Raw genomic sequence first — 14,669 nt, forward strand, 5'->3', positions numbered from 1 at the left:
GGTCCGAACCTCGGTGCGCGACGTCTTGACGGACTCCCGAAGTCCCTTCTCGGCGACCTGTTCTGAGTGAGCGTCAGCTTGCGCTCGCGGCCCGATCGGCTGGGAACGTCACGGCACGTTGGAAGCCGAAACCTCCCTCGGTCCGCAGATCCTCGGGATGATGTGATGCGGATCACTGAGACTGCGGTCTCCGATCGGACAACACAAGACATGGACCCTTCTGTGCACGCCCGGATCCGGGCAGGAGACCCTGACGCGTTCAGGGAGATATTCCAGAGCCATGCTCAGATGGTCTACCGCCATGCCGTGCGGGTTACCGCTGACTGGGCTCTGGCTGAGGATGTCGTCTCGCTGACGTTCTTGGAGGCGTGGCGACTGCGAGGCAAGCTTCGGGACGAAGGGGATTCCCTGCGGCCATGGTTGATGGGCATTGCGACGAACGTCCTGCGTAACAGGGCGCGCGCCGCACGACGGCACGAACGGGCGCTGGCCCGTCTGCCGGCGACACAGGCCGTGCCCGACTTCGCCGACGAGCTGATCGGTCGGATAGGGGACGCTGAGGAACTATCCGCGGCTCAGGCAGGATTGGCGAGGCTTCGCCAGTCCGAGCGTGACGTGTTCACGCTCTGCGTCTGGTCCGGACTCAGCTATCACGACGCAGCCCAGGCCCTGGGCGTTCCCGTGGGAACGGTCCGCTCCAGGCTTGCCCGGGCTCGGTCGAGGTTGCGCAAACTGGCAGAGGAGGAGCTGAAGAAAAGACAGGCCGATCGAAGAAGAACGGAACCGAAGTCTGGGAGCGGACAAGTACAGGGTGGTCGCAGCGAAGCGGCTCGGTCGAGTGAGGAGAGGAACCGATGATCATCAATCCGTGGCGGCGGGTGAAACCGCTGGATCACGCGGAGTTGGCGCAGCTGCTTCCGGCGCCCGGCGATCCGGTTCTCTCGGAAGGCCGCCAACGCCTACTTGAGGACTTCCTGATGAGCAAGTTGACAGTGGACAACGTGCATCGCGTTCGCTCGCGCCGCCGCATGGCTGTGCGTCTGGCGGTTCCCGCCGCCCTGGCGGCCGCATTGACTGGAACAGTGCTGGCCATCAACCAGGCCACCGGTGGGCCGGCGTCCCCAGCCCCTGCGACCAGCCGTGCGTCCGCGGATGGCTCGTCGATGCAGATCACCACTGCGGCATACACGCTGAGCCGCAAGCCGGGCCAGGTCGTCAAGGTCATTTTTCTCAAGAAGGGGGTGCCTATGCCGACTCGGCTGCGAAACGACCTGCAGCGCATGGGTGTCAAGGCACGTGTCTACATGGCCAGTACCACCTGCACGGAGCACTACGGCCCCATTCCCGATTACGAACCCGAAAGCATCTTCCTTAAGGCCGTGCAAGGCCAGCGTCGCGATGGCGTCAGCACGGCAACGATCCGGCTCAACGAGATCCCGGCTGGTGACACTCTGGAAGTGACCTACGTTCCCGTAGAGGATCACGGAGAACATTCTTACCTGGTGCAATTCGGCCTCAATAGAATCAAGTCGCCCGACTCCGAGTGTATCCGCGCGGCCGGTATACCCGTGCACATCATTCACCCGACGCAACTTCCGCTGTCACCGTCTCGTCGGTGACCGCTGTGGCGCCACCGAGAAGACCGTCGACCGGGCCCTGGCCACGGCGCGGACACGGGTCGAACGCGGTATCGCTCGGCTGAAATCCTGGAGTGATTCCGCTGGCTTGACGACACGGACAACTTCAACAGGACCAAGGACGTGAAGGCCTGCTTCGCGGAGATCCTGGCGACCAGTACGACCCGCAGGACATGATCGGCAAGATGGTCGAGATCATCGGCGCCGAGCGCGGCAACTACCGCAACGCCCTCCGCGGCAGAACGTGGAGCTCTATGGGCCTCGACCGTCACTCCTGACGGGGCGGCGGCTCAGCCGGCCATGGCGTCGAGTGCGGCGATCGCGTCGGGCGGCAGCGTCAGTCCGGCGGCTGCGACGTTCTCGCGCAGGTGGGCCGGCGACGAGGTGCCGGGGATGAGGACCATGGTGGGTGAGCGCTGCAGCAACCACGCCAGGGCCACCTGCTGGCCGGAGGCCCCGACCCGTTCGGCGACGTCGCTCAGGGTCTGCGACTGCAGCGGGGTGAAGCCGCCGAGGGGGAAGAACGCCGCGTAGGCGATGTTCTCCGCTGCGCAGCGATCGACCAGGGCGTCGTCGGCGCGGTTGGTCAGGTTGTACAGGTTCTGCAAGGTGACCACCGGGGCGACGGCCTGAGCCGCGGTGAGCTGGCCGGCGGTGACCCCGCTGAGGCCGAGATGGCGGATGAGACCCTCGTCGCGCATTTCCGCGAGGGTGCCGAACCACTCCGCGACGTCGTCGTCGCTGGTGCCGTCCTGGGTGGGGGTGCGCAGGTTGACCACGTCCAGCGTCTCGAGGCCGAGGTGCCGCAGGTTGTCGTGTACCTGGGCCCGGAGGGCCGCGCGGTCGTGGGAGGGGATCCAGCCGCCCCGGTCGTCGCGCCGGCCGCCGACCTTGGTGACGATGTGCAGGTCGTCGGGGTAGGGGTGCAGCGCCTCCCTGATCAGTTCGTTGACGACGGCCGGGCCGTAGAAGTCGCTGGTGTCGATGTGGGTGAGGCCGAGCCTGACCGCCTCGCGCAGCACGGCGACGGCCTGGTCGCGGTCCTCGGGCGGCCCGAGGACGCCCGGACCGGTCAGCTGCATGGCGCCGTATCCCATGCGGGTGATGATCAGGTCCGGGGCGAGGGCCAGGGTCTGGAGGGCGGAACCGGTGGTCATCTCAGTCCTTCGCAGTCTGCCCGGCACCAGGTTCTCTCCGACCCGGTGGGGCCGTGGGGCTCCGGTTGGCGGTGCTCGCCCTGGGGGGGCACCCCAACCTGGCGTCGTCTTCGTCGGTGGGCTGCGGGTAGTCGGCCGGCGCGCAGTGGCTTGCATCCGCGGTGGACCTCATGGCCGCTCGGACGTCAACGGGCCCACGCGCGCTGGTAGATGTGTTCGGCGAGCATGATGACGGTGACGTTGGTGGTGGAGGAGGTGACTTCGGGGATGATCGAGGCGTCCACGACTCGCAGCCCGTTGACGCCCTTGACTGCCCCGACGGAGTCGACGACGGCCCAGGGGTCGTCCGCCCCGCCCATCGGCGCCGTGGACGTGGGATGGCCGTAGATCGCCGGGTTCTCGGCGATGATCCGCGCCAGGTCCGCGTCGTTGGTCACCGCGTCACCTGGGGAGAGCTCCTGTGCGACGAAGGGGGCGAAGGCAGGATCGCGGGCAATGGCGCGGCTGATCTTCACGGCCTCCAGAATCCGGCGGGCGTCCCGTTCGGTGCCGAGGAAGTTCGAGTCGATGACGGGTTGGTCCGCGGGATCCGTGCTGGCCAGGGTGAGGGTGCCGATGGACTCCGGCCGCGTCAGGGCGGCCTGCAGCACGATCGCTCCTCCGGTGGGGCTGGCGTCACCGGGCATCAGGTGCGTGGCGGTGATGTGCAGGTCGAGTTCGCCGTCCGCCGCCTCGCTTGAGGCCGTCCACAGCAGGGTGCCGACCGCGGGGGTCATCTCCAGGTGGTCGGGCGCCAGCGCGTAGGCGTTGAAGTAGCCCAACTGGTCCTGAAGCCGCCGTCCGACCGGCAGGTCGGCGACGACGTCGATGCCGAGGCCGGTCAGATCGGCGGCCGGTCCGATGCCGGAGCGCAGCAGGACGGCCGGGCTGCCGTACGTCCCTCCGCAGAGCACCACCTCGCGGGCCGCATGGACCGTGCCGTCCGCTGTGAGGACGCCGGTGGTGGTGGTGCCGTCGAACAGCACGCGGTCGACGTTGACGTCGCCGTGGATGGCGAGGTTCGGGCGCTTCCTGACCTCCTCGGTGAGGTAGGCCAGCCCCGTGTTCTGCCGGACCCCCTCGACGACGTCGACGGGGTAGCCGCCGGCACCGCTCTGTTCGGCACCGTTGAAGTCGTGCACAAGCTTGTAACCCCGCGCGACAGAGGCCTCGACGAAGGCCCACAGGGACGGTGTCAACTCCGACTCCGTGCGTTGCCGGAGCGACAGTGGACCCGAGCGCCCGTGGAAGGCGTCGTCGCCGGTCGGGGTGTTCTCCAGCCGCTTGAACACCGGCAGCACGTCCTCGAACGTCCAGCCCTCGACCCCGTGTTCGCTCCAGCTGGCGAAGTCGGCGGCGCGTGAGCGCAGGGCGACTCCGGCGTTGACGGCCGAGCTGCCGCCGAGCACCTTGCCGCGCGGGGTCGGCAGCTCTTGCGCCTGAGCCGTGCCTCGCGAGGTGTAGCCCCAGTCATGGTCGGGGTCCGCGATCGTGTCCGCGTCCTTCAGAGCGGGAGGATAGGCACCGGGGGCGTAGACGGGGCCGGCCTCCAGGAGCACCACCGTGCGGGCGGGGTCCTGGCTGAGGCGGGCGGCGAGGACGGCGCCGGCCGAACCGCCACCGACGATCAAAACGTCCGCGATCTCTGTCTGGTCGCGCATGTCGATCTCCTTGTCCCGGCAGCTTTCCGTCGCTCAGCGTGCCGTCGAAGTCGGTGGTGAGGCGGGTTCCGTCGCATCAGGGCCTGTTCGCAGGACTGTCCGCAACGGCAGAGGGACATCGGGTCCTGGCGCGGGATCTCCCGGCCATCAACATCGGTCACCGCAGCCGCGCTTCGTTCCTCGCAGCCCCAGCACATCCCGCAGTACCCACGGCAGCGTTCGCGCCTCGTACCGGTCGTCGCCCCCGACGTCGGCACCGTTCACGTTCAGTTCCACGACAGCACCCCGGGCGTCGGATCGGACGGGAGGGCTAGGCGGGCTTACCGGCGTCGATCCAGCGCTGCAGCAGGTCCACCTGCGCGGCGGGCCACGGGTCGTCGCAGGGCATCTGCCCGCTGCGCAGGGCCCCGACGATGGCGTCGGCGTGCTTGACGACGTCCGCGTGGTCGAACAGGTCGAATGCCTTGAGCATGGACTCGCGGTCCTTCGTACGGAACATGGGCCTGATGTCCTGCTCGAAGCCGATGGGTGTGCCGCGGCCGGGTTGAGTCATGCCATGCCCTTCTCGTCAACATGAGCTCCAGCGAGCTCTTCGAGTGTGTGGTCAGTACGGACGTGCTGCCACCTCAGAGTTCCCACCGGGTAGGTGAGCCGGCTGTTCGGCGATGTCGTTCGGCACCGGTGATTCCCCGTGTCGGGCGAACACGCATCACGCTGAGTGTTCACGCGCAATCGCTCCGACCCGGTGTGCCGCGCCTGCCATCATCGACGCAGCCGGGAGCCGGCTCCGGCGGTCCCGCGACGAGGAGGCCCGTGAAGCGACCGACGATGAAGGACGTCGCCCGCGCCGCGGGTGTCAGTCCGATGACCGTCTCCCGCGTGGTGTCCGGCGAGGCGGGGGTGGCACCGGGCACCGCCGCGCGCGTCGAGCAGGCCGTGCGCAGGCTCGGCTACCAGGGCAACGACAACGCGCGCCATCTACGGCAGAAGGACCCCGGCACCGCCACCATCGGCCTCGTGGTCGACGACCTCGCGAACCCCTTCTACGCGTTCATGGCCCGCTCGGTCGAGGACGAGGCGCACCGCCGCGGCTACGTGGTGCTGGTCGGCAGCACCAACGACGAGCCGCGGCGGGAGCGCGAGGTGATCGCCGCGTTCACCGCGCGGCAGGTCGACGGGCTGATCCTGGTGCCCACCGTCGGCGGGCACGGATTCCTCAGACAGCCCATGCGGGCGGGCACCCGTGTGGTGTGCGTGGACCGGCCGGCCCGCGGGCTGGCCGTCGACACCGCCCTCGCCCGCCACGGCCTGCGCTCCCGCACCCAGGCGCGGGCGGCACTGGACGCGCTGCGGGAACTGCCGCAGCCGCCGACCGCGGCGTTCACCAGCAACGACGTGATCACCCTCGGCGTGCTCGACGGCGCCGGCGGCCCCGGGCACGTCGCCGTCGTCGGCTTCGACGACTTGCCGCTGGGGGAGCGGCTCGACCCGCCGCTGACCGTGGTCAGCCAGGACCCGGTGGCTCTCGGCGGCACCGCCGCCACCCTGCTGTTCTCCCGGATCGACGGCGACCGCTCGGCTCCGCGCTCGGTGGTGCTGCTCACCCGGTTCGTCGCGCGCGGCGCGGGCGGGGCACCCTCCGGGACGCCCGGCCCGCCCGGCTGAAGGGCCCGGTCAGGGGATCCAGTTGAAGGTGTCCGGGTCGGGTCCGATGCGCTCGTCCCGGTTCAGCCCGGTGATCGCCGCCATGTCCTCATCGGTCAGCTCGAAGTCGAACAGCCGGAAGTTCTCGGCGACGCGTGCCGGCGTCACCGACTTCGGGAAGACGATGTCGCCGCGCTGCAGGTGCCAGCGCAGCGTCACCTGGGCCGGCGAACGCTTCACCCGGTCCGCGATCGCGGTGATCACCGTGTCGTCCAGCACCTTGCCCTGCGCGATCGGCGACCACGCCTCGGTGGCGATGCCGTTCTCCCGGCCGAACGTCCGCACGGCCTCCTGCGTCAGGTACGGGTGGGCCTCGACCTGGTTCACCACCGGCACCACGTCGGTCTCCCGGAGCAGCCGCTCCAGATGGGCCGGCTGGAAGTTGGACACGCCGATCGCCTTGCAGCGGCCGGACCGGTAGATCTCCTCCATCGCCTTCCACGTCTCGACGAAGTCGCCCACCCCGGGCAGCGGCCAGTGGACCAGGAACAGGTCCAGGTACTCCAGGTCCAGGTCCTCCAGCGAGCGGGCGAACGCGGCGAGCGCGTCGCCGTACGCGTGGTACCCGTTGTTGAGCTTGCTGGTGACGAAGACCTCCGCGCGCGGCAGCCCGGACTCCCTGACCGCCTGGCCGACCTCCTTCTCGTTGCCGTACATCTCGGCGGTGTCGATGTGGCGGTACCCGGTCTCCAGGGCGACCCGCACCGCTTCCCTGGTGTTCTCGGGCTCGATCTGGAACACCCCGAAGCCGAGCTGCGGGATGGAGACGCCGTTGTTGAGGGTGACGGTGGGAACTGAGGTCATGACCGCGACTTCCTTGCTCGGGTCCCCCCTGCGCCTGGCTCTGTGGCCACCGTAAGCCCGGTGTGCCGGACCGGCCCGTCGGCCCGCCGGGCCCCTCCACCGCGCCCGCGGCGCCCCGGCGAGCGATGATCGGAGGATGACGCGGACCCGCGGCGACCTGGCTGTGCCGCAGCTCGAGCCCGAGGTGTTCGACGACGCCATCGTGGCCGTCGCGCTCACCTCCGGTGCGGAGCACCGGCTCGTCTACTACAACGACGCCTTCCGCGACCTGTTCGGCCCGCGCGAGCTGGGCGCCCGCGCCGCCGACGCCTTCACCGAGGAGAAGGCCGCCCGGTACGTGCAGATGCTCGACGAGGTCTTCCACGACCGCAGAGGCCGTCAGGTCACCGGTCCGCGCACCACCGAGGGGATCTTCCCCGGCGCGCCCGGCCGGCGGCACTTCATCTACAGCTGCTCGCCCGTCGTCTCGCGGTTCGGCCCCGGCGTCCTCACCGTCTGCGTCGACACCACCGCGCAGGTCGACGCCGTCGAGCGGGCCGAGCAGCTGTCGCAGGACCGGCAGGAGGCGCTGCACCGGTACGAGGCGCTGATGGGGGCCGTCACCCAGACGGTCTGGCTGATGAAGCCCGACGGGGCGATCAGCGAGCTGGTCGGCGACTTCGAGGACTTCACCGGCGAGGAGTGGCGCCCGGTGATCGACGAGGAGTGGCTGTCCTATGTCCACCCGCACGACCGGGGACACCTGCTGCGGGAGTGGCAGCAGGCGGCCGAGGGCGACCCGTCGATGTTCGTCTGCACCTTCCGGCTGCGCATCCCCTCGGGCGAGTACCGGCACGTGCAGTCCCGCGCGGTGCCGATCGTGCGCGACGGCGTGATCGTCGAGTGGATCGGTGCCACCGCCGACATCGAGGACCAGTGGCGCAACCGGCTGCGCGAGCGGCTGCTCGCCCGGGTCGCCACCGTGACCGCGGCCGCCGACGTGCCGCAGGCGTTCGGGGCGGTGGCCGCCGCGGTCGTGCCGGAGCTGACCGACGCCTGCGCCGTCTTCCTGCTGCCGACGCCCGGGGTGATCAGCGAGGGGGAGACGGTCACCGCGGTCCGCGTGGCGACCACCGCCCGGCCCGGTCTGCCCGAGCTGCCGCCGCTGCGCAACGAGAGCTACGCCGTCGGGCCGGTGGCCCGGCACGTCATCGACAGCCGCCGGCCCAAGCTGCTGGTCTTCCCGGCCGGCGACCCGCCGGCCGGGATCCTGCCCGAGGTGTCGCTGGAGTGGCTGCGTGCGGCCCGTGCCACCAGCCTGACGCTGGTGCCGATCGTCATCGACTCCGCCGTCGTGGCCTTCGCCTGCGCCGCGGGATGCGCCGACAGCCCGCCGCCGGGCTCCGGCGACCTGGCCCTGCTCGGCGAGGTGCTGCACGAGGTGCGCGAGCCGCTGCGGCAGGCGCTGGAGCTGCAGCGCACCCGGCACACCGCGCTCACCCTGCAACGGGCCCTGCTCACCCCGACGCCGCAGGTGCCCGGCGCGGAGCTGGCCGCCCACTACCAGCCGGCCAGCAAGGACGCGGAGATCGGCGGCGACTGGTACGACGCGCTGCTGCTCCCCGACGGCTCGGTCACCCTCACCATCGGCGACATCGCCGGGCACGACCTGGACGCGGCCACCTCGATGAGCCAGCTGCGCAGCATGCTGCGGGTCATCGCCTACGACCAGTCGCGGCCGCACACCCCCGCCGAGAGCCTGGCCCAGCTGGACCGGGTGGTCGACGGCCTGGACATCGCGCCGCTGGTCACCGCCGTGCACATGAGCCTGACGCCCTCGCCGGGCGGTGGCTGGCACGCCGCCTGGTCGAACGCCGGCCATCCGCCGCCGCTGCTGTTGCCCGCCGTGGGCGCCCCACGCTTCCTGGAGGGCTCGGGTCCCGACCTGCCGCTGTGCGTGGCGCCGGCCGAGTCGCGCGTGACCTGCCATCACGACCTGGCGCCCGGCGACACGCTGCTGCTCTACACGGACGGCCTGATCGAGGTCCCCGGCACCGACCTGGCCGACGGCATGGCCGACCTCGCCGAGGCGGCCGCGGCCGCCGCCCTGCGCGGCCTGTCGCTGGCCGACCTCTGCGCGTTGCTGCTGGCCGGGGTCCTTGAGCGGCGGGACGACGCCGCGGTGATCGGCTTCCGGCCGGTCCCGAGGGCACCGGAGGTGTCCGAGGCACGGATCGCCCGCCTGCTGTGACGCGAAGGCCCGAGCCGGGGCCGGCGCACGTGGAGGAGGCCGCCGGCTCCGGGGCGGGCGTCAGGCGCGGCCCAGCATCACCAGGCCGAGCGCCACCATCGTGCAGGCGATGCACGCGTCCAGCACCTGCCAGGCCGCGGGCCGGGAGAACGGCCGGCGCAGCAGCCGCGCGCCGAAGCCGAGGCCGCTGAACCACAGCACGCTCCCGGCCGCGGCACCCACCCCGAACGGCCACCGCCCGGCGCCGTAGCCGTTCGCCACGGAGCCGAGCAGCAGCAGCGTGTCGAGGTAGACGTGCGGGTTCAGCCAGGTCATCGCGAGGCAGGTGAGCACCGCGCCGCGCAGCGAACTGCCCACCGCCGCGCCGTCGGCCGTCATGGACGACGGGTGCAGGGCCCGGCGGGCCGCCAGCAGCCCGTAGCCGATGAGGAACGCCCCACCCGCCCAGGAGATGACCGTCACCGCGGACGGCCAGCGGCCGACGACCGTACCGATCCCGCCGATGCCCAGCGCGATGAGCAACGCGTCCGACGCGGCGCAGATCGCCACCACCGCGGGCACGTGTTCGCGCCGGATGCCCTGGCGGAGCACGAAGGCGTTCTGGGCCCCGATGGCGACGATGAGCGACAGTCCGGTGCCGAGCCCGGCCAGGGCCGCGATGAAAGCCTCACGCATGCCTCGAGGCTAGAAGCCGGGCGAACATCAGACCAGCTAATGATTCTTACGCGACATCAGCAGAGCTTAAGATGGCGTCAAGACGCGTCGGCGTCCTGGCGGCGCGAGCAGGGGCCGTGAACAGGGGCTGTGACCGAGGGGGCCGTCATGCTCGACCTGCCGCTGGACCAGGTGCGGACGCTGCTCGCCGCCGTCGACGAGGGGACCTTCGAGGCCGCGGCCGAGGCCCTGCACCTCACGCCGTCCGCGGTCAGCCAGCGCATCAAGGGGCTGGAACAGCGCACCGGACGCGTCCTGCTGCTGCGTACCAAGCCCGTCAGGCCCACGCCGTCGGGCGAGATCGTGGTCCGGTTCGGCCGCCAGCTGGCCCGCCTGGAGCGGGACGCCGGTGCGGAGTTGGGGCTCGGCGCGGCGGCGGGACCCACGGCGCTGCCGATCGCGGTCAACGCCGACTCGCTGTCCACCTGGTTCCTGCCCGCGCTCGCCGAGGTCGCCGACGGCCACGACGTCACCTTCGACCTGCACCGCGAGGACCAGGACCACACGACGGTGCTGCTGCGGCAGGGGCTCGTCATGGCCGCGGTGACCTCCTCGCCGGAAGCCGTGCAGGGCTGCTCGGTGCGGCGCCTGGGGACGATGCGCTACCGGGCGATGGCCGCGCCGGCCTTCGCCGGGCGCCATCTGCCGGCAGGCGCGCCGGCCCGGACCCTGGCCGCCGCCCCGGTCGTGGTGTTCGACCGCAAGGACGACCTCCAGGACCGCTTCCTGCGCGCGCTCGCGGGGCCGGGCGCGGCGCGCGGCGGCACACAGGACCGGGCGCCCGCCGACGGCACGCCCAGCACGCCCGGTGCGCCCGGTACATCCGGCACCCGTCAGCGCGGGGCCGGGGGACGGACCCGGCACCACGTCCCGTCCTCCGAGGCGTTCGTGGAGGCCGTCGCCGCCGGCCTGGGCTGGGGCATGATCCCGGACGTCCAGTCCGGGCCGCACCGGGAGGCCGGCACCCTCGTCGACCTCCCGTACGGCCGTCCCGTCGACGTGCCCCTGTACTGGCAGCAGTGGAAACTCGACTCGCCCGCGCTCGGCGCCGTGGCCGACGCGGTGGCCCGCGCCGCCGCGCGCGCCCTCCACCCGCCGCGCTGACGGCGGCGGCGCCCGGGCCGGTCACCGCCCGGACCGGGCGCCGACCGCCGCGCGGCTGATGCGGACGGTCAGCCCAGCGTCTTCGCCCAGTCTCCGATGGTGGTGACGTCGGCCTGGCGGGGGAAGAGCCGCTCGGTGAGGAACCGGTGCGTCTCGGGATCCGGGTCGAAGCACGCGTCGGACAGGACCGTCAGGCGGTAGTCGAGGTCGGCCGCCTGCCGGACGGTGGACAGCACCACGCCGCTGGTGGAGATTCCGGACAGCACCAGGTGGTCGATGCCGGCGGCCCGCAGCAGCATCTCCAGGTCGCTGCCCGCGAACGCGCTGACCCGCTTCTTGACGACGACCGTCTCGCCGTCGCGCGGCGCGACCGCCGGGTCGATGGCCGCACCCGGGTCGCCGGGCCCGAACGCGCCGGGCGGCAGGGCGCCGAACGACCGGTTGGCCGGATTGATCTCGGGGTGCCCGGCGCGGAAGCCGACCACCACGTGCATCACGGGGACCCCCGCGTCGCGGGCCGCGGCGACCGCTCGTGCCATCCGCGGCACCAGCTCGGGGTCGGAGACGCGGCCGACGATGTTCTGCTGGACGTCCATCAGGAGGAGAGCGGACTTGGGCATGGTGCGTGAACCTCGCGGGATCGGTGGGGAGTTCCGCGGCGCCCGGCGGGTGCCGCGGCGGTGGTGGGAGCGGTCACGGGACGGCACGGCGCGCTCACCGCGCGCCCCGGCCGTCGTCCCCGGCCGCCGGCGCGCTGCCGCCGGGCGGCGATGCGGGCTCGAGGCGGCCGAGTGAACGGTCCGCGACGGTGACGGCCAGGTACAGCACGGCGACGGCGAGCAGGAACCACGCGAGGTGGTGCAGCCCGACGGTGTCCGCGCGCTGCCCGAAGACGACGCCGCTCGCGGCGGACGCGACGATCGCGCCGAGGTAGCCGAACGTGCGCAGCAGTCCCGCGGACGAGCCCATGCGCTCCGGATCGGCCTGGTGGAACACGGCGTTCTGCAGGGCGAGGCTGTTGAGGCCCTGCGGCACGCCGAAGACGACCGCCACGCCCGCGAGCAGCCACACGCTGGTCCCGGAGTGCAGGATCAGCAGCAGGGCGCAGGCCACGACCTGGCCCCCGGCCCCGACCAGGAACTTGGCGCGCAGGCCGCGCCGCCGCCCGGTGACGGAGGAGACGACGATCGCCGTGGCGAACAGCGGGAGCTGGGCGAGGCCCGCCTGCGAGGCGGACAGGCCGCGTCCCTCCTCCATCCACTGGGTGTAGCCGTACAGGAAGGCGTACGAGACCACGTACGCCAGCAGGGCCCGCGCGTACGTGGTGAGCAGCGGGCGGTTGCCGCCGAGCACCCGCACGTCGATGAACGGTTCCGGCGCGCGCAGTTCGCGCCACACGAAGGCGCCGCCGACCGCGGCGACCGGCGCCAGCAGCCAGGCGTGCCCGGCGTCGGGGTTCATCAGGAACAGCAGCAGGCTGACCAGCGGCACCGCGAACAGCACCATGCCGGGCAGGTCGAGGCGGGCCGCGCGTCGCGGACCGTCCGCTGACGCCGCCGGCGGGGGCGGCGCCGTCCTGGGCAGGCGGGTGGCGCCGAGCACCAGTCCGGCCGCTGCGAGGGGGATGTTGACGGCCAGGGTCGCGCGCCAGCCGCCCAGGCCGATGAGCAGACCGCCGAGGCTCGGGCCGACCACGGCGATGGTCTGCGTCGCGACCGCGAGCCCGGCCAGCACCCCGGCCGGGCTCTGCTGCCCGGTGCGCCTGGCCTCGCTGCGGATCAGGTACATCGCGGCCGGGTAGCCGGCGCAGGTGCCGAAGCCGAGCAGCACGCGTGCGGCGATGAGGACGCCGAGGCCGGGCGCGAGCGAGCCGACGACGCCGGCGATGCCGGTGAGCGCCGTCCCGGCCAGGAACAGGCGGCGCGGCCCGAAGAGGTCGATCAGCCGTCCGACGACGGGCTGGCCGATCGCCGTGGCGAGGTAGAGCGCCGAGATCAGCCAGGCGGTGCGGGAGGGCGGTGCCCCGAAGGCCGCGCCGATCGGCACCAACGACACCGAGATGATGGAGGAGTTGACCGGGTTGAGGATCGACCCGAGCATCATGGGGGCCAGCAGCCGCCGGTCGAAGGCCCCGTTCGCGGGCCCGCCGCGGCCGCCGCCGGTCAGGCGTGCGAGGCGGGCCAGGCGTATCGGCCTGGTGCTCACGACTGCGCGAGCCGGTCGAGCAGTGCCATGGCCTCGATGACGGTCCCGCGTTCCGCCTCGGTCAGGCGCTCCTGCAGGACCCGGGTCAGCCACTCCTCGCCGATCCTGCGGGAGTCCGCGAGGAACGCCAGGCCCGCCTCGGCGACCGAGACCACCTGGCGTCGCCCGTCGTCCGGATCGGGACGGCGCGTCACCAGCCGCCGCTCCTCCAGGACGGCGACGGCGGCCGCCACCGACTGGTGGCGGACCCGCTCGGCCGCGGCCAGCTCGCTCACCGAGGCGTCGCCCTCCTTGTCCAGGCGGCTGAGCACCGACAGCTGCGACGGCGTGAGGTCGCTGGTGTCGTACGTCGTCCGCAGTCTCCGGCGCAGCCGGCTCAATGCCACGCGCACGTCGCGCGCGGCCCGCACGGCCGACTCCGCCACGCCCTCCGTCGAATCGCTCATACCGTCACCCTAGGTTATGCAGTCTGGACTGCGCAACTGAAACTGGACAGCCCAGCCTGTACATCTGCGGCCGCGACCGCGAGGCCGTCCGGACACGAGGACGCCCCGCTCGCCGGTGGGCGGAGCGGGGCGCCGGTGGTGCGGTGGCATGTCGAGCGATGCCACGTGGTGTGGTGTCTCGTGATGTGCCGGCGCCGAGATGCGGCGTGGCCGGCGGGGGAGCGGGGCGGAGGCCCCGGGGATCAGCGGCCGGAGTCCGGGCCGTCCTCGTCCGGGTCGACATCGTCGGGGCCGGTGAAGTCGGGGCTGCTGAAGCCGGGGCTGGAGAAGCCGGCCTCCTCGGGCACCAGGTCCCCCGCGTCCTCGGCCTCGTAGTCCGGGCCTTCGAACGGCGGCACCACGTAGTCCGGCACCTTGAAGTCGCCGATGGTGTCGTCGGGGCCGGTGAAGTCCGGGCTGGAGAAGTCGGGACTGGAGAAGCCGGGGCTGGAGAAGTCCCCGCCGTGGTCCTGGGACTCCCCGCCGTCCGCTGTTCCCGCTGCGTCGTTCATCGCTGACCCCTCCGCCTCTGCCGCCCCTGCCGGCCCGCCGGCTGCGCAGGAATGAACGCGGCACCGCCGCCGTTAACCTGCCAGCACGAACAGTACGGCCTGACCAGGGCGTGCGGGACGTGCACCGAAAAACGGCCGGCACGGCCGGGGACGCCTCCCGCGGCCCCGCCACGCGGGCCGATCCGAGGCCGTCGCGTCTCCCTCGCGAGGGACCTCATGAGGAGAAAGGCATGGCATCCCGATGAAGGTACGCAACTCGCTTCGCTCCCTGAAGAACCGCCCGGGGGCCCAGATCGTGCGCCGGCGCGGCAAGGTCTACGTGATCAACCGCAAGGACCCCCGCTCCAAGGCCCGCCAGGGCTGACCCGCTCGCCCGCTTCGGCCTGAGCACCAGGCCAGGGGCGGGCCCGGCAGGTC

Annotated in this window: 15 protein-coding genes; 6 read left to right on the forward strand and 9 right to left on the reverse strand. The window is 72.0% G+C overall.

Annotated elements, in window-relative coordinates; genetic code table 11:
* Window positions 1-210 precede the first annotated feature (210 nt).
* Both BMW99_RS29595 and BMW99_RS29600 read left to right on the forward strand, forming a co-directional pair.
* A complete protein-coding gene (locus tag BMW99_RS29595; RefSeq protein WP_075017912.1) occupies window positions 211-858 on the forward strand; it encodes an RNA polymerase sigma factor in 648 nt (215 codons plus the stop codon).
* Window positions 855-1,619 carry a hypothetical protein gene (locus tag BMW99_RS29600; protein WP_069462129.1) on the forward strand — a complete coding sequence of 255 codons (765 nt, stop codon included), beginning with the start codon at window positions 855-857 and terminating at the stop codon, window positions 1,617-1,619. Before BMW99_RS29595 ends, BMW99_RS29600 begins: the two co-directional genes overlap by 4 nt.
* Before the next feature lie 308 nt (window positions 1,620-1,927).
* Here the strand turns inward: BMW99_RS29600 and BMW99_RS29605 are convergent, their stop codons facing one another.
* From BMW99_RS29605 to BMW99_RS29615, 3 genes are all read right to left on the reverse strand, one after another.
* Window positions 1,928-2,794 carry an oxidoreductase gene (locus BMW99_RS29605; protein WP_069462130.1) on the reverse strand — a complete coding sequence of 289 codons (867 nt, stop codon included), beginning with the start codon at window positions 2,792-2,794 and terminating at the stop codon, window positions 1,928-1,930.
* 185 nt (window positions 2,795-2,979) lie between these two features.
* Window positions 2,980-4,494: a GMC family oxidoreductase gene (locus BMW99_RS29610; protein WP_069462131.1), complete on the reverse strand. Its 1,515-nt coding sequence runs from the start codon at window positions 4,492-4,494 to the stop codon at window positions 2,980-2,982.
* Window positions 4,495-4,804: 310 nt separating this feature from the next.
* Window positions 4,805-5,047 carry a hypothetical protein gene (locus BMW99_RS29615; RefSeq protein ID WP_069462132.1) on the reverse strand — a complete coding sequence of 81 codons (243 nt, stop codon included), beginning with the start codon at window positions 5,045-5,047 and terminating at the stop codon, window positions 4,805-4,807.
* Window positions 5,048-5,307: 260 nt separating this feature from the next.
* Here BMW99_RS29615 and BMW99_RS29620 point away from each other — a divergent pair, with 260 nt between their 5' ends.
* A complete protein-coding gene (locus tag BMW99_RS29620) occupies window positions 5,308-6,159 on the forward strand; it encodes a LacI family DNA-binding transcriptional regulator (protein WP_245791678.1) in 852 nt (283 codons plus the stop codon).
* Window positions 6,160-6,168: 9 nt separating this feature from the next.
* Here the strand turns inward: BMW99_RS29620 and BMW99_RS29625 are convergent, their stop codons facing one another.
* Window positions 6,169-7,002, reverse strand: coding sequence for an aldo/keto reductase (locus tag BMW99_RS29625; RefSeq protein ID WP_069462134.1), 834 nt, complete (start codon window positions 7,000-7,002; stop codon window positions 6,169-6,171).
* A 136-nt stretch (window positions 7,003-7,138) separates the two neighbouring features.
* Between BMW99_RS29625 and BMW99_RS29630 the strand changes: the two genes are divergently transcribed.
* A complete protein-coding gene (locus tag BMW99_RS29630) occupies window positions 7,139-9,232 on the forward strand; it encodes a SpoIIE family protein phosphatase (protein ID WP_069462135.1) in 2,094 nt (697 codons plus the stop codon).
* Window positions 9,233-9,292: 60 nt separating this feature from the next.
* Here the strand turns inward: BMW99_RS29630 and BMW99_RS29635 are convergent, their stop codons facing one another.
* Window positions 9,293-9,907 carry a LysE/ArgO family amino acid transporter gene (locus tag BMW99_RS29635; RefSeq protein ID WP_075017891.1) on the reverse strand — a complete coding sequence of 205 codons (615 nt, stop codon included), beginning with the start codon at window positions 9,905-9,907 and terminating at the stop codon, window positions 9,293-9,295.
* Between the two features lie 147 nt (window positions 9,908-10,054).
* Between BMW99_RS29635 and BMW99_RS29640 the strand changes: the two genes are divergently transcribed.
* Window positions 10,055-11,050: a LysR family transcriptional regulator ArgP gene (locus tag BMW99_RS29640; protein WP_069464064.1), complete on the forward strand. Its 996-nt coding sequence runs from the start codon at window positions 10,055-10,057 to the stop codon at window positions 11,048-11,050.
* Between the two features lie 68 nt (window positions 11,051-11,118).
* Here the strand turns inward: BMW99_RS29640 and BMW99_RS29645 are convergent, their stop codons facing one another.
* From BMW99_RS29645 to BMW99_RS29660, 4 genes are all read right to left on the reverse strand, one after another.
* Complete coding sequence (locus BMW99_RS29645) at window positions 11,119-11,670, reverse strand: cysteine hydrolase family protein (RefSeq protein WP_069464062.1); 552 nt, start codon at window positions 11,668-11,670, stop codon at window positions 11,119-11,121.
* Between the two features lie 94 nt (window positions 11,671-11,764).
* Complete coding sequence (locus BMW99_RS29650; RefSeq protein ID WP_079138495.1) at window positions 11,765-13,153, reverse strand: MFS transporter; 1,389 nt, start codon at window positions 13,151-13,153, stop codon at window positions 11,765-11,767.
* Window positions 13,154-13,251: 98 nt separating this feature from the next.
* Window positions 13,252-13,701, reverse strand: a complete 450-nt coding sequence (locus BMW99_RS29655; RefSeq protein WP_069464060.1) for a MarR family winged helix-turn-helix transcriptional regulator — start codon at window positions 13,699-13,701, stop codon at window positions 13,252-13,254.
* A gap of 242 nt (window positions 13,702-13,943) precedes the next feature.
* Window positions 13,944-14,252: a hypothetical protein gene (locus BMW99_RS29660; RefSeq protein ID WP_069464059.1), complete on the reverse strand. Its 309-nt coding sequence runs from the start codon at window positions 14,250-14,252 to the stop codon at window positions 13,944-13,946.
* A 241-nt stretch (window positions 14,253-14,493) separates the two neighbouring features.
* On the opposite strand from BMW99_RS29660, the gene ykgO reads away from it, so the two are divergent.
* Window positions 14,494-14,616 (forward strand): type B 50S ribosomal protein L36, encoded by a 123-nt coding sequence (ykgO, locus tag BMW99_RS29665; RefSeq protein ID WP_033172643.1) that lies wholly within the window; start codon window positions 14,494-14,496, stop codon window positions 14,614-14,616.
* The last annotated feature ends 53 nt before the right edge of the window (window positions 14,617-14,669 follow it).

It is taken from the genome of Actinacidiphila rubida (genome assembly GCF_900110255.1).
Classification (GTDB): domain Bacteria; phylum Actinomycetota; class Actinomycetes; order Streptomycetales; family Streptomycetaceae; genus Actinacidiphila; species Actinacidiphila rubida.